Genomic DNA, 20,071 nt, shown 5'->3' with positions numbered 1-20,071 from the left:
ATTTCCTCCTTCTAAACGATGATTTTCGTGAGTATAATATATTAACTAACCTTTTCTTCGATTGATTTTTTTCCTAAAAGCATTTTCGGATGAACAATACAATCAAATATGCCCTCAGCAGATAGAACTTGACTGGTAAACGAGATTAATCCCTTTTCCACAACAATTACTTCCTGCTCTTTTTTTAAAAACAAAGTATCCGGTTTCACGGCAATAAGTAACTGGTGGTCCTTGCCAACTACCTTATATGGAATAATTCGCATCTTGCTTTCCCATTCTGGTGCGATTGGTTGACTGCCATAGATAATGGCTTCTGGCTGCTCCGTGAGACGAATTATTTCTGCTGGCATATCCTTTTCTATATTTTTCAAAGATACAAACATTACTGGAAGGCGGGAAATGGGATCATATACTTGATTACCACTATCCACCAGACCCTTGATAGAAAATTCTTTTCCCCCTATTTGAAAAATAACGTCGATTATTTGTTCATATTGGATTTTTGTCACTTCCATCCCTTCCAGATTTCTTCTCGAAAAGTACCAAACAATCGGAAATCCTAACAAAACAAAAAGCCAACTTATCGGATCACCAAACCCTTTAATACTAGCAAGAAGGACAGAAGAAGAAAGATCGAAATCAAACTGGATAAAATAATGAGCACCTATCAATGTTCCTCCGATTAAGAAAGTAGCTAAGTAAAATATCATTAAAGCTTGGATATAGGTACGAAATCGCTTATATCCAAAAGCCGTTGCCACCATCACAATAGAAAACAGAAGCTTCGATATGGGATGATTAGAATAGGGACTGAGCGGCGTTATCGAAAAAAGGATAATAAGGGAACCAATTAGCCCTCCAAGCAATATTCGCCAATGGATGATTTTTTTCTTTAATAGAATGCCTGTTAAATATAGTAATAAACTGTCAAACAGTAAATTTAATAGCCATATCACATCTAAATAAATGGCCAAGCATGTAACTCCTCCTCTCTTTTATAAAAGCAACAAAAGAAGTAAATCTTCTCTCTACTAATCTGTTACGAAAAAGTATAACGTACTTGTTCTTGAAATTCTGTCACTTTCTGTAATCAAAATATCAGAAATTTGCTCTATTTCTAACGGTTTTTGTCACTATATCTCCTCTGTTAAAAACTTTAAGTTCTAGCGAAATATTATCAGTTTTTTTACTAATTCTAAGGAATAAAAATAAAAGAAGCGATGAGGTTTACTATAAATAAAAGGGGAGATTGCTTCATTTTTGAAAGAGAAAACAAAAAAACCTTTCCATTATGAAAAAATGGAAAGGTTTTTGCTATAGAAATAATTACCTTCTGCGGTTTCTATTTCTTAAGAATGTCGGGATATCTAAAGCATCCTCTGGTTGTTGTGCATTGCTTCTTGGTTGTTGTTCCTTTTGCACATGCGGCTCTTCGCGTTTTACTTCTCTATTGTTAACCTGATTATTAATAGGGTTTGTATTATTGTTATTTGGCTTTAAACCGCCAAATCCAGGTCTATCTGGCTGCAGCTGCGATAAATCTTGGTTAAAGCCAGTAGCAATCACCGTAACAACAATTTCATCTTTCAAATCATCATTGATAATGGATCCGAAAATCATATTTACATCTTGATCGGAAGCGGATGCCACAATATCGGCTGCCTCTTGTACTTCATACAAGCTTAAATTCGTACCACCAGTGATATTCATTAATATTCCTTGTGCTCCATCAATGGAAGTCTCCAGCAGTGGCGAAGAAATTGCTTTTTTCGCTGCTTCAGCTGCACGGTTTTCCCCTGCTGCAACACCTATGCCCATAAGTGCAGAACCTTTATTCACCATAATTGTTTTCACATCAGCGAAATCTAAGTTAATCAGACCTGGTGTTGCGATTAAGTCAGAGATACCTTGTACACCTTGGCGTAATACATTATCCGCTTCTCTAAACGCTTCAAGCATCGGAGTTGATTTATCTACGATTTCAAGTAAGCGGTCGTTTGGAATAACGATCAATGTATCCACAGCATCCTTCAATGCTGTAATTCCGCTTGCAGCATGTGTGGATCTTTTTCTTCCTTCAAAAGTAAATGGTCTTGTAACTACCCCTACTGTTAATGCGCCTAGGTCGTGGGCGATTTGAGCAATAACTGGTGCAGCACCTGTCCCAGTTCCGCCACCCATTCCTGCCGTAACAAAGACCATATCTGCTCCTTTTAATGCTTCTTCTATTTGTTCTTTGCTTTCCTCAGCAGCCTTTTTCCCTACTTCAGGATTTGCACCCGCGCCTAATCCTCTTGTAAGTTTTCCGCCAATTTGCATCTTGATTTCTGCTTTAGATAAATTTAATGCCTGTGCATCTGTATTCACAGCAATAAACTCTACCCCTTGTAGCCCATGCTCAATCATTCGGTTAACAGCGTTATTTCCACCGCCACCTACTCCTATAACCTTTATTACAGCTAGTGAATCTATATTTGTATCAAATTCCAACATGACAAATCCTCCTAATTCGTCGATATTCAGCAGTATCGAACTGTCCGCATCTCAAGTCTTGGTGATATGGAGTAACATACCATTTTAATACCTAGACTGACCCTAAACGACTCTCAGCCTTCTCGAAGTTCTTTTTATCAAAATTATGCTTGTCCTATTAAAGACATTTCATTAATCAAAGAAATATCCCATAAATTTCTTAAACTTTGAGGGTTCTTTTTCCACTTGTTTTTTCTCATAAGCTGGTTTTTGGGATGCTGTTTTTTGAACTTTTTCCCTTGTTTCAGCAGGAACAGTAACAGGGTTATGAATATTTCCCCCTTGAAGTTTACTATTTTTATAGGAGAATTTAATTAAACCAACTGCAGTAGTATATTGTGGCTCTCTTACTCCGATATAATCAGGAATAGCAATTCTAACTCGGCTTTGGAAAATATCTTGCGCTAATTCTAAAATTCCCTTCGTACTAGCTACTCCTCCAGTTAATACGAATCCTCCTGGAAGATCGTATACTCCTAGTCTCGCTAGTTCATGACCAACAAGTTCAAAGATTTCTTCTAATCTTGCTTCTATAATATCAGAAATCTCCAATTGATTAAATTGCTGATGCTGATCGCTTCCGATAATAGGAACGCTGAATACTTCCTCTTCAGAAGCATGATCATAAAAAGCATAACCATACTTTATTTTTATTTTCTCTGCATCTTCTGTTGTAGTTCGAAGACCAATGGATAAATCTTTGGTAATATGATCTCCACCTACAGGAATAACGCTGGTGGCTTTAAGGAATCCATTTTCAAATACAGCAATAGTAGTAGATCCTCCGCCTATATCTACTAACGCCACTCCTAAGTCTTTCTCATCTTTTGAAAGCGCAAAAGATCCTGCGGCAAGTGGCTGCAAGGAGATATCTTGAATTTCAAGACCTGCTCTTTCCACACATCTTAAGGTGTTATGTAAAATGGTTTTACTTCCAGTAATAATAGTACCTTCCATTTCCAATCTTACACCAATCATTCCTCGCGGATCAGTAATTTCATCTAATCCATCTACAATAAATTGTTTAGGAATTATATCAATAATCTCTTTTTCTGGGGGAATGGAAACTACCTGTGCAGCATCCTTTACCCTAATTACATCTTCAATTGTAATTTCGCGATTTTCACTTGAAACTGCAACTACTCCACGTGAGGTTTGCAGATTTACATGATTTCCCGAAACGCCAACAACTACTTGCTTTATCTCCATCCCAACCATTCGTTCGGCCTGCTCAATTGCTTGTCGAATAGAATGAACCGTTTCATCTATATCCACAATTGAACCTTTTTTTAAACCTTCTGATGGGACGATGCCTACACCAATAATATTTAAAGATTCGTTAATCATTTCTCCAATGATTACTTTTATGCTGGATGTACCGATGTCTAGACTTACATAAAGTTCATTGCTGTTCATTCTCGGGCACCTCCTTTTGCATTTTAAATAATGTGAACAACAAGTTATGTCATACAGTCAAAAATTCAACTTTTTTATCAGAAGTAATGTCTGCTATTTACATAGTTTATTTGATATACATAAAATAATCTAATCTTCACAACTATTCTATTGTATACCAGGCAACACCATATTTTCACTAAGTTTTTGCAAAGTGTCAACACAATTTTGGTCTTTTTTACTACAAATAGGACTAATTACTTATTCCACAAGGAAATATCGTAATTCACTTCCACTATATCTATTAATATTTAAATTATTCGCCAAAACTAATATATTCCCTTTTTTCTCTGTCAACTTTTTTCATTTTTTTCAAGAGAATGCGCATTTGATTTCTTTAAGATAATACTGCGGATGACAGCTATATTTTGAAATAGTCGAACACCAAATGCAAAAATAGCCGCTAAATATAAGTCTACACCAAGATGTACACCTAGAAAAGCTAAACTTGCTGCAAGAGCAATATTAAAGAAGAACCCAGTTACAAATACTTTCTCGTCGAATATATTTTGCAGATGAGCACGAATTCCTCCAAATAAAGTATCCAGTGCAGCGAGAACAGCGATTGATAAATAGTTAGCATATTCGTCTGGCACTTTTATATCGGTTAATAATCCCAATACTATCCCAACAATCAACCCAAATATAGGAAGCCACATTAAGAATCTCCTCCTTTACTTGTACTTACAGGCTTCATATGATGGATATTTATGGGGTTACTATATGCTGGAATGTTGATCGGTTCTTTTGGCATCACGACATTCAATAACAGATTAGATAAGAAAAATTCATCTGCTGACTTGGAAACCTTCATGTAATTAAATAGTTTTTCAGCAGTGTCAGCATCCTTCGCTATCACTTTTATTTCAATTGGCAGCTGATTCAGGGGGTTCCCATCCATTTTTAACACATTGTTAATTTCACGGATAACCGTTGTATTTACATAACGATTATCATTTATCGCTATCTCCTCAGCACCATATAAGTTTAATTCATTTACTAACCGTTGTAATAATTCAGAGGTAACTACTCCGGGATCTTCACCTAAAAGAATTTCTGTACTGACAGGCTCAATCTTTAAGATAATTCCCTTTCCCGTTACTTCTGTTAAGCCCGCTTCCTGCTTTAATTCTGCCAAAGTCTCTTTCAATACCGCTTCTTTGCTTCTTGGGGTTTCATTCTCATATTCTTCTATCTTTCCATTAGTCGAACGTATCTCATCTATTAGCTTTAACTCTATTTTTTTCTCTTGGATAAGATCTTCTCTTAACTCCCAAGTATCTCTCGTGTCTCGGACAGCAGGTTCTTTTATTGTCTGAAATTGAACTGCTATCATAAATCCAGCAATAAGCGTAATTCCCGTCATGGTTATAAATTTCTTATTCAAAGCGCATCATACTTTCTAAATCATACTTATCGTTAATTAACATTTAAAGGATCCATTTGTATCATTCTTTTTTTCTCAAGCGTAAATCTTACATTATCATTTACTAACAAATCCTTTACGCCACCATTGATATTTATTGCGCCTTCTAACACATCGCTGTCGCCAATTGCCGTAATAACAAAAGGGGCCGGGTGCTGGTAACCATCTATTTCAATTACGGGACCATTACAAAGGATATAAGAATTATGTGCTAGTCTTTGTCCATTGATACTAATCGCTTCTGCACCAGCAATATACAGCTCGTTAATCACTTTAAATACATGATGCTCATGTACCAAATAATTATTGACATTATCTTCCTTTGGATTATACTCACCATCTTCCAAAGCAATTTGTACCCCTTCCCCTTTTACTGCAACCTTTCCTAAATATATCCGGTATTTTTCCGCATCTTCTGCCAAGTTATAATAAGTCTCTGCTTCATTAGAAAGCTTTTTCTCTAATTGAACCAGTTCCCTTTGGTTTCCCTTTAACTCCTTGTATAACTCATTATTCTTTTCTTCCTGCTCGATTAGCTCATTGCGCAAATCCAAATCTCTTTCAAATTGGCTCTCGTTCAGTCCTTTACCTTCATCTTTTTTTGTATTTTGATAGGAAAAAGAAATCATAAATCCAAGTACAAGAAAAACTAAGGAGAAGATAACATTTCTTCTTCTTTTATTATTCTTCACCCTTCTTTTCTCCTTCCGAATCAAAAGCTTTAAAATAGGAACCTACCTCTAAATCAATAACGCCTTTTTTATCTGTATTCAACTGGGAAATGATGGATGGATAATGCTGCATCTTATCAGAAAAAGAGGATAAAGAAGCTAATACCTGATTCCCATCATTCATATATACAGTAACACGCCACTTATCTGTATTCTTAGGAGTATACCTTACTTCAGAAATCGCATTATACACTTCTGCTGACAGTTTATTTAGTTCTTCCCCTATTTTTTTGATTACTTTATCATCGCTCTTCATATCCTTAATAATAGGAGCATCATAGGGACTATTGGTCATTGCTCTATCCTGCAGCATCTCCCCATTTTCAAGAAGTGGAATAAATTCATTCTTTACTTCAAAGTAAGCAATCTTCCTGTACTCTTTTACGTCTATATGAACAGTATTTGGAAAAACAATAGAAATCTTAGCAGATTTAATTCCACCTGAGTCCTTTAATTTCTCTGTGAGCTTATCTTTTTTGATTGTCCAAATATTTGTTTTGCTGTTAATTCCGCTCATTTTCTCCAAGTCTTCAAAAGAATATAAACGATTCCCCGTAATTTCGATGTTTTTCACATGACTTAAAGGTGATTGGAAGTATATAACGCAAACGATGATTAGGAAGAATAGAAGGAGAAGGAAAATAAGGCGGCGATTCGCTTTTCTTCGTCTCTGCTCTTTTAATTTTGGAATTCTATCTTCTAAAGAAACTACCTTCCCTTTTTCCAAAAAATCACCCCGATATTATTAAATAAGGAAATAGTACATAACAATACAATAGGTTGTCCACCTTTTTTTAACAAACACATTTTCTATTTGCTATCTTATTTTTTCTTGTTATTGATTACTTCCTTCATGACATTATACAGCCTCATTGCCGCATCAGGAATACCTAATTTTTTGGAAGCCTCTTTCATCTCCTTCAGCAAAACAGGATTTAGCATGATAGTATCCATTTCTTCTATCAATTTTTGGCCATTCATATCACGTTCAAGGAGCATTTTGGCTGCTCCGTTACTTGTTAATGCATGTGCATTTTTTTCTTGATGATTATTCGTTACATAAGGACTTGGCACAAGAATGCTCGGAATACCAAGCGAGGTTAACTCACTTAATGTTGTTGCGCCGGCTCTTGCAACAGTTAAATCAATACTCGTTAATACTTCAGGCATATTATGGACAAATGGCTTAATAATAACATTTTCCGGATTGCCGACACGCTCTACTTCTTTCTTTACCGCTTCGTAATGTACCTCTCCTGTTACATAAAGAACTTGATAAGCTTTTTCCCCTAATTGTGGTAAAGCCGCAATTACAGCATCATTTATCGGTCTTGCGCCTCTGCTCCCGCCAACAATAAGAACAGCGGGTTCTTTTAATTTTAATCCGACTGATAAGCGACCTTTTATTCCATCCTGATTTAACACTTCGGATGCCCTTGGATTCCCAGTCATCACTACTTTTTCATCTTGGAAAAAAGAAGCAGCCTCTTCAAAACAAATCGCTACTTTATCGACATATCTACTTAAAAACTTATTGGTCAACCCTGGAACACTATTTTGTTCATGAATAATAGTCGGTATTCCAAGCTTAGCTGCCGCATATACAACCGGGCCACAAACATATCCGCCTGTTCCGATGACAACGTCTGCTTCAAATTCTTTTAAAATCGCTTTACTTTTTTGTACACCTGCAATAAATCTCCAAACTGTTTTCACATTTTCTGGGGAAAGTTTTCGTTTAAACCCTGTGATATGTATTGTTTTAAATGGAATATCTTCTCTTCTAACTAATTTACTTTCTAGCCCTTGCTCTGTTCCGATATAAAGAAATTCAGCATCCTTCACTTCTCTTTTTATTTCGCGAATCAATGCTAATGCAGGGTATATATGTCCCCCTGTTCCTCCGCCGCTTACTACTATTTTCATTCTTTCCACCTCAAAATACTTCTCATCTCTACTTTTTCCTGAAAAAAACGTTGTTTTCTTCTCTTTTACATTATAGCTTCAAATAACATAAAACAGAAATAATCTTCTGCTATTTTTTAAGATATTTTTTAGCTTTGCCGTCATCTCCCAAATAATAGATACCTTATTGTACTATATTTTAAACTTGCTTTATGAATATCTTGAAAATGATAATGAAATGTAATACATTTCGTCTTCCTACAAGTCATATTGTCATGTTTGAAAAAAATTTATCATATGTGTGAAAAAAATAAATTTTTTGTATTCTATAACACTCCTTCCCTTTTTAAGGAAGAAACTACTACGATAAACAATCTTTAGCTTTCCACATAAAAAACCTAGTAAATGAGAATGCACTCACTTCACTAGGTTTCTATAAATTCTATAAAAATATCCAATTATGAGGCTTCCTCGCCTATTAAGAATAAGAGGTTGCATTTAATACCGCGAAAATCGGCTTACATTTAGAAGGATGCCTATCGCTATTAACATAAGTGTCAGCGATGAGCCGCCATAGCTTAAAAACGGAAGTGTAATCCCTGTAACTGGCATTAGCCCTGTTACCACCCCAATGTTAATCATAACTTGAATTGCAACCATGGAAATGATCCCGACTGCCACAAAGCTTCCAAATAAATCTTGAGCTCCTAATGCAATTCTTATGCCTCTCCAAAGTAAAAGTGCAAATAATAATAAAATCAGAGAGCCGCCGATAAAGCCTAATTCTTCTGACAGAATCGCAAAAATGAAATCTGTCTGGGGCTCAGGCAAGTAGAAGAATTTTTGTCTGCTTTCCCCAAGGCCTAAACCGAATAAACCGCCTGGACCAATTGCATATAAAGATTGGATTATTTGAAATCCGCTTCCTAATGGATCTGACCACGGATCCAGAAAGGATGTTATCCTTTTAATCCTATAAGGGGCTGATGCAACCAGTCCGATAAAACCAGCTACTCCAATAAGACCTAATATAACAAAATGGCGAATGCGAGCACCAGCAATGAAAATCATGACAATACTTGTACCAACCATAACTGTCCCAGTACCTAAATCCGGCTGAAGCATAATCATTCCGAAGGCAAGGAATACCAGACCTAATGAGGGAAGTAACCCTTTTTTAAAGGAGGTTATATGCTTTTGATTTTCCGATAGAAATTTTCCTAAGAAAAGAATCATTGCTATTTTCATAAATTCAGAGGGCTGAATGGAAAAAGCTCCTACTCCAATCCAGCTTTGTGAACCATTTCGAACTAACCCCACTCCAGGAATTAAAACAACGACAAGTAAAATAAAACAAACTATAATAATCGGTTTAGCCCAGGATCTCCATATCCAATAATCTAGATTCATAATAAATAACATTGCTGCAATTCCGACCCCTGCAAAAAGCATTTGCCTTTTAGCAAAGAAAAAAGAATCACCTAAATTTCGTTCCGCCATAACAGCACTAGCACTATACACCATGATTAACCCTATAGCTAGCAATGTAAATGTAATAATCATTAAAATTATATCTGGAGTCGTTTTTTTTGATGGCACCATTAACACCTCGAACCTGCAAGATTAAGGGCTTGCAACAAAGAAAAGCGATTTATATCCAGATTTCTTTGTATACTACTGAGGAATCGGATAAAAAAAAGAAAGCTCTGTAAATCATCAGTTAAAACAGGAAAAAGGGAAGATTGTTCCTTCCACCCCAATTTAGATGAAATGGAACCTGCATCCTTTTTCTACTAACCTTGTTATCATTTACAGAGCTTACTTTAAAGTAAGTATTTTATATGGATACTTTTTTATTTCTATCCATATAGATCTCAAGTTTTCTTTCAACGCCTACTTACAGACAAGCCCTTATTTAAGCATATGCACCGCATTGATAAAAATGTCTCCTCTGACTTCAAAAGTTTTATATTGATCCCAGCTTGCACATGCTGGGGAAAGAAGAATAACATCTCCGCTTTCTGATAAGTCATAGGCAGCAGGTACTGCTTTGTCCACATTATCGACGCGTTTAATGGTTTTTATTCCTGCAAGCTTGCCTGCCTTCTCCACTTTTCCAGCAGTTTGTCCAAAAGTAATCATAGCTTTTACATTTTTAAGAGATGGAATGAGTTCATCAAATTCATTTCCACGGTCCAATCCACCAGCTAGCAGAATAACCGGTTCATTAAAGGCTGCAAGGGCATTTTGTGTTGCCAGGATATTCGTTGCTTTCGAGTCATTATAGAATTTCCGTCCGTTAACTTCTTTAATAAATTGCAGACGATGCTTAACCCCTTTAAAGGTACTTAATACTGCAAAAATACTTTCATTTGTTACACCTGATAATTTTGCTGCTGCAACAGATGAAAGGATGTTTTCTAAATTTAATGCACTTAAATACGTTATATCTGACAATGCCATAATTTTTTGATCATTAAAATAAATAATATTATCTTTTACATAGGCCCCATACTCAAGCTCACGTTTTGCAGAAAAAGGAATAATCGTTGCATTGCTGCTGTTCGCGATATCCATGACAATCTCTTGTTCGACGTTCACAATTAAATAGTCACTTTCATCTTGGTTTCTCGTAATGTTTCCTTTTGCCTTCGCATATTCTTCCCGTGTCCCATGATAATCTAAATGTGCCTCATAAATATTTGTAATGATCGCAATTTTCGGCTTGAATTTTTCAATTCCCATTAATTGAAAGGAGGATAATTCAATCACTATTTTATTATCTTCCTCTGCAACTTGGGCTACATTAGAAGCAACTGTTCCAATATTCCCAGCTATCAGTGGCTTTTTCTTATCAACTTCTAACATATCAAACAATAAGGTTGTGGTCGTTGTTTTCCCATTTGACCCAGTGATCGCAAGGAATGGGGCTTCGGAAACTCTATATGCTAGTTCTACCTCTGTGATGACAGGAATGCCGCGCTCCACCGCCCTTTTAATCATTGGATTAAAGTAAGGAATGCCAGGGTTTTTTACGATCAGCTGGAAACCTTCCTCCAGTAACTCAATAGGATGGCTTCCGCAGATAACCGTTATTCCTTGTTCTAATAAACCTTGCGCTTCCGGATTTTCATCCAATGGCTTACTATCATTTACTGTTACAAAGGCCCCTAAATTATGTAGTAATTGAGCTGCGCTTACTCCACTTTTAGCAAGGCCTAATACTAGTATTTTTTTATGATGAAAATCGTTAATCTGCTTCATTATAACCACACCTCAATATAAATTCCTAGAGCGGCGAATAATAATCCTACCGTCCAAAATGTCACAACTACTCGCCATTCAGACCAGCCAACTAGTTCATAATGGTGATGTAATGGACTCATACGGAAAATTCTTCTTCCTGTTGATTTAAAAGATATTACTTGAAGAATGACAGAAAGTGTCTCAATAACAAATACTCCACCTATTAATATTAACAAGATTTCTGTCTTTGTTAAGATAGCAATCGCTGCAATAGCACCTCCAAGTGCAAGTGACCCAGTATCTCCCATAAATACTTTTGCTGGATGGGCATTGAATACTAAGAATCCTAAAACTGCGCCCACAATGGCTACCGAGAAAATACTAATTTCAAACTGTGATTGACTCCATGCAAGGACAGCAAACGCTCCAAACGCCACAGCAGAAGTCCCAGAAACTAATCCGTCCAAGCCATCTGTTAAATTCACCGCATTAGAAAATCCAACTAACCAAAAAATAATAAATAGTGCATAGAACCAACCTAATTCTAGTGGTTTATCTACAAAAGGAATCGAAATAGCAGTAGAAAATTCGTTTTCGCGTAAAACAAAGTAAAAAATAAGCGAAATAACAATCTGCCCTAATAGCTTTTGTCTAGAAGTTAATCCTAAATTACGCTTCATCACTACTTTTATAAAGTCATCTAAAAAGCCTAACAATCCAAACCCGACTAATACTAAAAGTAATAAATACGTCTTAATCGTCGGCTCTGAAAATTTATTAATCATTACCAAAGTCGTTACCACAATGGAGAAAATAATCATTAAGCCCCCCATAGTTGGCGTTCCCGTTTTTTTCTGATGAGATTTCGGTCCTTCTTCTCTAATGCTTTGTCCGAATTTTAATCTTCGCAAGAAGGGAATAAAAAAGGGAGAAATTAATACCGTTATTAAAAAGCCTAATAGAATCGTAAAAAAGATAACTTTCTCCTGCATTTTAATTCCCTCCTTTCACTTGATTGTTTGTATTTAATACATGCTCTCTAATTACCGCTATATCATATGTTTCTATATGGGAATTCAGACTGTTTTCTTGCAAAAAAATAAATTTAGTTGTTTTTTCTTGTGCTTGTAATTGTTGCTCGTAAATTTTGCTCATTTTTAATATGCCTTCCTTTAAATCTTTTGTATAAAAAATTGGAAAATGATTAGGTGTATAGGTTGGGAGTTCCATCCCCTCTTCCCAAATCGCTCCAATTGCTCCATTTGTTATAGCAGCACTCAAATCACCAGAGTTATCTTTATATAATGGAATAAACAGTCCTTTTGGCTGTTCGCACTCTGCTAAGAATGACACGGTTTGAAAACGCAAATCTTCTTTCACAAACCCTTTTGCTTCAGGTATAGCCTGGAGGATTAATTTATAGGACAGTGTCATTTTTTCTCTCCTCTATCGCTTCTTTTGCAACTAAACGGTCGTCAAAATCTAACACTTTAGAACCAATAATTTGATACGTTTCATGGCCTTTCCCTGCAATTAGAATAACATCATCAGGCTGGGCTTGATCAACAGCAAAGGCAATAGCCTCTTTGCGATCAGAGATTATTGTATAATTCTGTTCTCCCTTAACTCCTTGCTCCATATCTTTTAATATGGCAAGCGGATCTTCACTTCTAGGATTATCGGAGGTTAGGATAGCATAGCTCGCTTCCTCGCAAGCAATTTTCGCCATTAAAGGACGCTTCGTCTTGTCTCTATCTCCCCCACAGCCAACGATTACATATATGTTATTCTTAGCAAATTCTTTTACCGTTTGCAAAGCGTTTTGCAAACTATCAGGTGTATGTGAATAATCAACGATCACTGAAAAATCTTGGCCGGCATTAACCGTTTCAAATCTCCCTGCGACTCCTGCTACCTTTTCAAGTGCATTGATGGTCACTTCCATTGGAATATTACTTGCAATTGCAGCACCAATGCTTGCTAGTGTATTATACACGTTAAATTTTCCAACCATTTTCAACTGGACAGAATGTATGCCAAGCGGAGAATGTAAATCGAATGATGTACCTGCTGCCGTGATTTTTATATTTTTTGCCATTATATCAGCTTCTGTATCAATTCCATATGTTAGAATATGAGCCGCTGTAATGGTTTCATACTCATTTGCTGCTGCATCATCTTTATTTAGAATAGCAAATTTCGGCTTTTCAGACGAAAAGGCATTTCCTAGTCTTGTAAAAAGCAAACCTTTCGCTTTTTTATATTCTTCCATCGTACCATGATAATCTAAATGATCTTGACTAAGATTGGTAAAAACAGCAATATCATAATCACAGCCAAATACTCTGCCTTCTACAAGGGCATGGGAAGATACTTCCATAACAGCTGTATCAACTTTTTGTTCCACCATTTGATGAAACACCTTCTGCAGGGTCACAGCTTCTGGAGTTGTATTTTTTGTTTCTTGTATTTCCTCACCGATTTTGGTATACATCGTACCGATGATTCCTGTTTTTTTATGCGCCTCTTTTAATATAGCATCTATTAAATGGCTAGTTGTTGTCTTTCCATTTGTACCTGTTATCCCAATAAGCTGAAGCTTTTGGGTCGGCTTTTGATAAAATACATCTGCAAGCACACTACTAGCTCTTTTTGTATCTTTTACAACGATAACTGGAATAGGCAAGGATAAACTTCTTTCCGCTATGACAGCGACTGCCCCAGATTCGTATGCTTTTTGGGCAAAATCATGACCATCCACTGTATATCCTTTTATACAAATAAAAAGACTGCCATCTGATACTTTGCGATTATCATTCTCTATTGATTTTATTTCCACATCTTCTCCGGTATAAGAAGTGTATGGCTGTAAACTCTCAATAAGTTTTTTTAATTGCATCGCTTTTTGATTCCTCTTTTCTCTAGCTCTATATGTAATCTTTGATTGCTCATAAATATTAATTATATACTAAATAATGAACCAGCCATATAGATTATACAATTTTCTTAGCGTATATTATTTTACATGATTAAAAAAAATTTATCTATGTTGTACCTTATTGTTGGAGAATTTATATTAGAAGAATAATTTAAGATAGAGGAAAATTTTAATTACGTACATACGAGCTCGATTCCAGTATTAACAGGCTCTAGAGGCTTTTTTTATAGGGGAAAGAGAAGCGGCACGTATTATTCGGCCGCATCTTATCCAATTAATTAAACTGAATCAAAATGGTTGATCCTTCCTTCACTTTTGTTCCAGGTTCTGGAGACTGCTTAATCACCGTATCCCCGCTTCCACTTGAATCAATTTTAAGATTAATAAACATTTCACTAATATCTTTTTTCGTATGCCCAACAAGGTCTGGCACTTCTATTAATGGATTTTCCGGATATTTATATACTTTGTCAATTTGATCTTTACGCGGTTCCACACCAAGGGCTCTCAAACTATCTCCCATAATCGCACCAACAATTGGAGCAGCAACCGCACTACCGAATTGCACCGTTCCTTTTGGGTTATCTACTGCCACGTACACAACTAATTCAGGATCATCAGCAGGTGCAAAGCCGATAAAGGAAAGAATATAGTTATTTTCTAAATATCTTCCACCAGAAGCTTTTTGAGCCGTCCCAGTTTTTCCACCAACTCGATAGCCTTCCACAAAGGCCTTTCCTCCAGATCCCTTTGCCACAACATTTTCTAATGCCCGTCTCACTTCTTTAGATGTTTCTTCAGAAACTACCTTTCTCTTTGCAACAGGTTTTTTCTCCATAACTACTTCACCTGTAGATGGATCAATCAATTCTTTTGCTACATAAGGAGTATATAAAGTACCTCCATTAATTGCGGCAGATAGTGCCGTAACTTGCTGAATTGGTGTTACGGCGACACCTTGACCAAATGCTGTAGTCGCTTGCTCCACCGGGCCTACTCTGTCCATGTTAAACAAAATCCCTTTTGATTCCCCTTGTAAATCAATTCCTGTTTTTTGCCCAAATCCAAAATCACGAATATATTGAAACAGCTTATCTTTGCCAAGACGTTCCCCTAATTCTACAAAACCAGGGTTACAAGAATTTTGAACGACCTCTAAAAACGTTTGCGAGCCATGTCCTCCTCGCTTCCAGCATTTAAGTTTTGCTCCACCCACTTCTGCATACCCTTTATCATAAAAAGTGTCCTTATCTAAGTCCACTTTTCCTTCTTCTAAAGCTGCTGCCAATGTAATAATTTTAAAGGTAGATCCTGGTTCATACGAACTCCAGATCGGTAAATTACGATTATAAACAGTGGAATCCACATTTTGAAAATCAGATGGATTAAAGCCTGGTCGACTTGACATTGCCAAAACCTCGCCAGTTTTTGGGTTCATCGCAAGTGCGATAATCGATTCAGGATCATAGGTTTGTTGAGCTATATCCAATTCTCTTTCTACAATCGTTTGAATTTTTGTATCAATAGTAAGGACTAAATCATTCCCATTTACCGGAGCTTCATAGGCATCAGCCATATCATTCATTCTCTGCCCTTTCGCATCCGAATAATATTGAACAGATCCCTTCTTTCCCTTCAACTCATCATCATATTCCAGCTCTAAACCTATTAGCCCTTGATTATCAATACCAGCAAACCCTAATACATGGGATAAATAATTTCCAAAAGGATAAGATCGCTTTGAATCTTCACCAATATATACACCGTCTATATCAAGTGCACGAACTTTTTTGGCTTTTTCATGCGTGATTTTCCTGCCTTCTTTTAAGCGAACACTCATCTCCCTTTGAATAATCTGCTTATAAACAGATTCCTTATCTGCTTCTAATACTTCTGCAAGCTTTTCAGCGGTGTCGGCTGGATCTTTAATTTGGCGTGGTACTATATAAACCGTTGGCGCACTGACATTAGTGGCAAGCGCTATTCCATTGCGATCCAAGATCTCTCCTCGTTGTGGCTCAAAAGCAATTTGTCTACTCCATAAATTTTTCGCTTTCGTTGTAAGCTCGTCCCCTAGAAAAAATTGAACATACGCTAATCTTGTATCAATTATTAGAAAAATAACTATCCCAGCAACAAGCGCTATCAACAATCGCTTCCGAACGGTTACGTTTGAAACCCGCATACAGATGGAACCTCCTTTATACTAACTCAATTGAAATATATGCTTGTACGAATCGGAATAGAACGGGGAGTATTGGTTAGTTGGTTTGTAAGGAGGGAGGGGATTTTGTGAGGAATTTTTTTGCTGAAAACCACTTTTCCTGCTTCTTCTGGTTATTTTGGTGTTCATCCCTTTGATGAAAACCACTTTTCCTGCTTCTTCTAGTTATTTTGGTGTTCATCCCTTTGATGAAAACAACTTTTCCTGCTTCTTCTGGTTATTTTGGTGTTCATTCCTTTGATGAAAACCACTTTTCCTGCTTCTTCTAGTTATTTTGGTGTTCATTCCTTTGATGAAAACCACTTTTCCTGCTTCTTCTGGTTATTTTGGTGTTCATCCCTTTGATGAAAACCACTTTTCCTGCTTCTTCTGGTTATTTTGGTGTTCATTCCTTTGATGAAAACCACTTTTCCTGCTTCTTCTGGTTACTTCGGCGTTCATCCCCTTGTTGAATACTGTCTGTCACTCATAATACGCCCACTGATGTACACCAATAAGCCTATAATGCTTATCTAATATTCTCTTAATCCTTCGCATTCCTCCCGATATCAGACACCAGTCATGTATTTCTTTTGTCGTTATCTTTCTTTCTGGAAAAAGCAGCTTAAATTCTTTAACACTTCGTAAAACAGCTAACTCCAAGCTTTCTGTATATCCACATACATCACATTTGATCATTGCACTTTCTGTTGAAATGAACAGTGAGTTACATTTATCGCAAAGGATTCCTTTCTTAAGTTCTTCATAGGTATAACTTGGTATTCTTCGATAAGGTGATTCATCCATATGAAGAGCGATCAACTTTTCAGCAAAGACCGCATGCTGTTTTTTTACTTGTGATTTATTTTTTTCTAATAATTTAACATAACGATTTAATTGGTTAGGATAAATGCAAGGCAAATGAAGTGGAGCTTGATATAAGATAAATTCGGGGTTTATAAAAACAACGTGTGGAATAATTGTAATGGAGTAACCAAGCTGGTGAACTAATTGTCTTAATAATGAATCGGTTCGTTTTAATTGAGTAATAGGATTACTGATTTCTACTTTATTTTTTTTCTTATAGAATCGATCATTTTCATAATAAAAGTCACCTTCATAGTTCTTAATTTCATAGAGATGAAGTGCATCTCCTTCTATCAATAAGGAGTCGATTTGAAATGTCGTCTGGTGTGATTGTAATAATAAATCATTTAATATAATACTATTTGGGGCTAAATCCTTTAAATACTTATCAAACTTCCTCTCTCCTTCCCAGCCTTTCCCTTGATTTAAGTACTTTGTCTTCAATTCATCAGATAATTCCATTCGGCTATTTAATGATTTTAATAAAGCTAATTCCAGTGGTTCCCTTCTTTTCTTATACAATTTTTCACCCTCCTATTTTACTGAAGCATTACAAACGAACGCTTATTTCTAGTATACAATACCGCGTCCATCTCCAACAAAAAAGCTTCACTACATCTCAAAAATGTAGTGAAGCTCTCTCTTACTCTGGTTCTTTTAACTTAACCGATACCTTATCGTTTTCTTTAACCTTAGACCCTGCTTTTATACTTTGAGAGGACACATATCCACTGCCGGAACTTTCAAGTTTCAGCTTATTGAGGTCCGCTACTTTTAAAACATCGCGTAATGACCAGCCCTTCATATTAGGAACTGTTTCTTTACCATCCGTCTTTAAGATTACTTTCTCGCCTTTTAGATAAGTATCTCCTTTGACTGGAAGCTGTTCTTCCACTGTCTTACCGTCTCCGATAATAACAGCATTCAGCCCTTTATCCTCTAGAATTTTCTTCGCCTCTTCTGCAGTCATTCCACTTAAATTGGGGATTTCAATCGGCTTCGAAATTACTTCTTTTGTTGGTACTATATCCATATACTGCAGACTGCTCTTCATGACTGAAGTGAAAATTTCAGCGACTGGTTCAGACCCAGTTTCCGTTTCCTTTAGCTCTGGCTGCTGAACAGCAACATACATTATTAATTCAGGATCATCCTTCGGAGCCATACCTAAAAAAGAAAAAATGTAATCATTTTTACCTTCTAAATAACCGCCGCCGCTTTTAGGAATTTGTGCGGTTCCTGTTTTACCGGCAACATCATATCCATCAATATTGAATTTTTTGTAACCCGTCCCTTTTTTACTCGTAATAACTGTTTCAAGAATATCGCGGACTTCTTTGGCTGTTTTTGCAGAGATTGGTGTTCCTGCCACTTGCGTCTCGCCTTTTTTGATGATTTTCCCTGTATTTGGATCTTTAATCTGTTCAATAACGTACGGCTTCACCATTTTTCCATCATTGGCAATAGCTGTTGCCGCTTGAATTTGCTGAATTGGTGTTAAAGCTGTACCTTGACCAAAAGCAGTTGTAATTTTTTCTATTGGCCAATTAAATACAATCGAGCTATTTGCTTCTCTTGGCAGGTCGATTCCAGTTGGCTGATCAAGGCCGAATTTTGTTAAATACTCTCTGAATGTCTCAAAGCCGATTTTTTCCTTGGCAAGTTTCGCGAACGCTACATTGGAAGATCGCTGAACTCCTTCTAAATAAGAAATCTTTCCCCAACCAGCTCCATTATTATGATCTCCTATTCCTTCATATCTGCCTGACGGATACTCCTCATTTGGATTGAATACTCCTTCTTCCACCGCTGCAGCTAAGGTAAATATTTTCATAGTGGATCCTGGTTCATAATTGGTTTCAATTGCTTCATTATGCCAGGAAGCTGTAATACCTTCTCTTGTTTCGGGATCAAAGGATGGTCTTTGACTCATCGCTAATATTTCTCCTGTTTTCGGATTAGCTACAATCGCAATCATTTTTACAGGATTATATTCTGCATTTACCTTATTCAGCGTATCTTCTAAAAAGGATTGGATTTTCTTATCGAGTGTCAAATAAACATTCTTGCCATTTTGAGCAGGCACGATTTTATCCTTACTGTTTGGCAAAATATAACCCCAAAAATCTTTACTATACTGCATACTGCCATTTGTACCTGTCAGCATTTTATTTAAACTTTCTTCAATACCTAATCTGCCCGTTTCTTTACCTTCATCCTCTTCTAAATAGCCGATAACATGGGAAGCAAAGATTCCATTCGGATAAAAACGCTTTTTCCCTTCGACAATTTGAATACCAGGAAGCTTTAAATCTTCAATTTTCTTTTTCGTCTCATAGGAAAGATCTTTTCCGGCCTCCCCAAATTCCACTTGTTTTGCGCCCTTTTTGGTTAAAATTCTATAAATCTCCGATTCTTTTAAATCGATATATTTTGCTAATTCTCTAGCTGTCAATTCGGGATCCGCAACATGAACGTTTTTATCTAGATTCTTACTCAATGATTCATCTGTTACAGCAACTAGCTTATAGGAAACTGCATCCTCTGCAATTACGTCCCCATTGCGATCTAATATACTTCCTCTTGAAGCCTCTAGCACACGGGAAGTGTTATGTTTTTTTTCTGCTTGCGCAGCTATCTCTACTCCTGACACTTCTCCTGTCGCCTGAATATAGACAAACCGAATAACTAAAACAAAAAAGAGCAGACAAAAGAAAACAAAAAGGATGGCTGCTCCAAAATTAATATTAGGTTGTTTTCGGATCATT

Annotated in this window: 16 protein-coding genes; all 16 read right to left on the bottom strand. The window is 36.5% G+C overall.

Annotated elements, in window-relative coordinates; all coding sequences use genetic code 11:
* Nucleotides 1-41 precede the first annotated feature (41 nt).
* The gene (gene spoIIGA, locus NSQ89_RS06365; RefSeq protein ID WP_047939920.1) at nt 42-974 is read right to left on the bottom strand and encodes a sigma-E processing peptidase SpoIIGA; all 933 of its coding nucleotides are present in this window, start codon (nt 972-974) and stop codon (nt 42-44) included.
* Between the two features lie 352 nt (nt 975-1,326).
* A complete protein-coding gene (gene ftsZ / locus NSQ89_RS06360) occupies nt 1,327-2,493 on the bottom strand; it encodes a cell division protein FtsZ (RefSeq protein WP_047939919.1) in 1,167 nt (388 codons plus the stop codon).
* A gap of 171 nt (nt 2,494-2,664) precedes the next feature.
* Entirely contained in the window at nt 2,665-3,948 is a 1,284-nt protein-coding gene (gene ftsA, locus NSQ89_RS06355; protein WP_047939918.1) for a cell division protein FtsA, read from the bottom strand.
* Nucleotides 3,949-4,280: 332 nt separating this feature from the next.
* Nucleotides 4,281-4,646, bottom strand: a complete 366-nt coding sequence (locus tag NSQ89_RS06350) for a small basic family protein (RefSeq protein WP_047939917.1) — start codon at nt 4,644-4,646, stop codon at nt 4,281-4,283.
* Nucleotides 4,646-5,374 (bottom strand): DUF881 domain-containing protein, encoded by a 729-nt coding sequence (locus tag NSQ89_RS06345; RefSeq protein WP_369988450.1) that lies wholly within the window; start codon nt 5,372-5,374, stop codon nt 4,646-4,648. Before NSQ89_RS06345 ends, NSQ89_RS06350 begins: the two co-directional genes overlap by 1 nt.
* A 32-nt stretch (nt 5,375-5,406) precedes the next feature.
* Nucleotides 5,407-6,105, bottom strand: coding sequence for a DUF881 domain-containing protein (locus NSQ89_RS06340; protein ID WP_095257582.1), 699 nt, complete (start codon nt 6,103-6,105; stop codon nt 5,407-5,409).
* Complete coding sequence (locus tag NSQ89_RS06335; RefSeq protein ID WP_095257583.1) at nt 6,095-6,871, bottom strand: cell division protein FtsQ/DivIB; 777 nt, start codon at nt 6,869-6,871, stop codon at nt 6,095-6,097. Before NSQ89_RS06335 ends, NSQ89_RS06340 begins: the two co-directional genes overlap by 11 nt.
* 95 nt (nt 6,872-6,966) lie before the next feature.
* Nucleotides 6,967-8,070 carry an undecaprenyldiphospho-muramoylpentapeptide beta-N-acetylglucosaminyltransferase gene (murG, locus tag NSQ89_RS06330; RefSeq protein ID WP_341132381.1) on the bottom strand — a complete coding sequence of 368 codons (1,104 nt, stop codon included), beginning with the start codon at nt 8,068-8,070 and terminating at the stop codon, nt 6,967-6,969.
* Between the two features lie 477 nt (nt 8,071-8,547).
* Nucleotides 8,548-9,648: a stage V sporulation protein E gene (gene spoVE / locus NSQ89_RS06325; protein WP_047939912.1), complete on the bottom strand. Its 1,101-nt coding sequence runs from the start codon at nt 9,646-9,648 to the stop codon at nt 8,548-8,550.
* A gap of 312 nt (nt 9,649-9,960) precedes the next feature.
* Nucleotides 9,961-11,313 (bottom strand): UDP-N-acetylmuramoyl-L-alanine--D-glutamate ligase, encoded by a 1,353-nt coding sequence (murD, locus tag NSQ89_RS06320; RefSeq protein WP_341132380.1) that lies wholly within the window; start codon nt 11,311-11,313, stop codon nt 9,961-9,963.
* Entirely contained in the window at nt 11,313-12,287 is a 975-nt protein-coding gene (gene mraY, locus NSQ89_RS06315; RefSeq protein WP_047939910.1) for a phospho-N-acetylmuramoyl-pentapeptide-transferase, read from the bottom strand. The genes murD and mraY overlap by 1 nt, the downstream gene beginning before the upstream one ends.
* Nucleotide 12,288: 1 nt before the next feature.
* Entirely contained in the window at nt 12,289-12,729 is a 441-nt protein-coding gene (locus NSQ89_RS06310; RefSeq protein WP_047939909.1) for a hypothetical protein, read from the bottom strand.
* The gene (locus NSQ89_RS06305; protein WP_341132379.1) at nt 12,713-14,194 is read right to left on the bottom strand and encodes a UDP-N-acetylmuramoyl-L-alanyl-D-glutamate--2,6-diaminopimelate ligase; all 1,482 of its coding nucleotides are present in this window, start codon (nt 14,192-14,194) and stop codon (nt 12,713-12,715) included. Before NSQ89_RS06305 ends, NSQ89_RS06310 begins: the two co-directional genes overlap by 17 nt.
* Nucleotides 14,195-14,507: 313 nt before the next feature.
* Entirely contained in the window at nt 14,508-16,418 is a 1,911-nt protein-coding gene (locus NSQ89_RS06300) for a stage V sporulation protein D (RefSeq protein WP_061796777.1), read from the bottom strand.
* Nucleotides 16,419-16,919: 501 nt separating this feature from the next.
* Nucleotides 16,920-17,825 carry a nuclease-related domain-containing protein gene (locus tag NSQ89_RS06295; RefSeq protein ID WP_341132378.1) on the bottom strand — a complete coding sequence of 302 codons (906 nt, stop codon included), beginning with the start codon at nt 17,823-17,825 and terminating at the stop codon, nt 16,920-16,922.
* Nucleotides 17,826-17,946: 121 nt separating this feature from the next.
* The gene (locus NSQ89_RS06290; protein WP_172865409.1) at nt 17,947-20,070 is read right to left on the bottom strand and encodes a penicillin-binding transpeptidase domain-containing protein; all 2,124 of its coding nucleotides are present in this window, start codon (nt 20,068-20,070) and stop codon (nt 17,947-17,949) included.
* Between the last annotated feature and the right edge of the window lies 1 nt (nt 20,071).

The organism is Niallia sp. FSL R7-0648 (assembly GCF_038007005.1).
In the GTDB taxonomy this organism is placed as follows: Bacteria; Bacillota; Bacilli; order Bacillales; family Cytobacillaceae; genus Niallia; species Niallia circulans.
Note: the sequence above shows the minus strand (reverse complement) of the source record. Positions and strands in the feature narration are given on the sequence as shown.

Bases quoted from the DNA above. Each gene is read 5' to 3' on its own strand.
- ftsA (WP_047939918.1), bottom strand. From the start codon at position 3,948: ATGAACAGCAATGAACTTTATGTAAGTCTAGACATCGGTACATCCAGC.
- NSQ89_RS06350 (WP_047939917.1), bottom strand. From the start codon at position 4,646: ATGTGGCTTCCTATATTTGGGTTGATTGTTGGGATAGTATTGGGATTA.
- NSQ89_RS06310 (WP_047939909.1), bottom strand. From the start codon at position 12,729: ATGACACTGTCCTATAAATTAATCCTCCAGGCTATACCTGAAGCAAAA.
- ftsZ (WP_047939919.1), bottom strand. From the start codon at position 2,493: ATGTTGGAATTTGATACAAATATAGATTCACTAGCTGTAATAAAGGTT.
- NSQ89_RS06300 (WP_061796777.1), bottom strand. From the start codon at position 16,418: ATGCGGGTTTCAAACGTAACCGTTCGGAAGCGATTGTTGATAGCGCTT.
- NSQ89_RS06305 (WP_341132379.1), bottom strand. From the start codon at position 14,194: ATGCAATTAAAAAAACTTATTGAGAGTTTACAGCCATACACTTCTTAT.
- mraY (WP_047939910.1), bottom strand. From the start codon at position 12,287: ATGCAGGAGAAAGTTATCTTTTTTACGATTCTATTAGGCTTTTTAATA.
- murG (WP_341132381.1), bottom strand. From the start codon at position 8,070: ATGAAAATAGTAGTAAGCGGCGGAGGAACAGGGGGACATATATACCCT.
- NSQ89_RS06290 (WP_172865409.1), bottom strand. From the start codon at position 20,070: ATGATCCGAAAACAACCTAATATTAATTTTGGAGCAGCCATCCTTTTT.
- murD (WP_341132380.1), bottom strand. From the start codon at position 11,313: ATGAAGCAGATTAACGATTTTCATCATAAAAAAATACTAGTATTAGGC.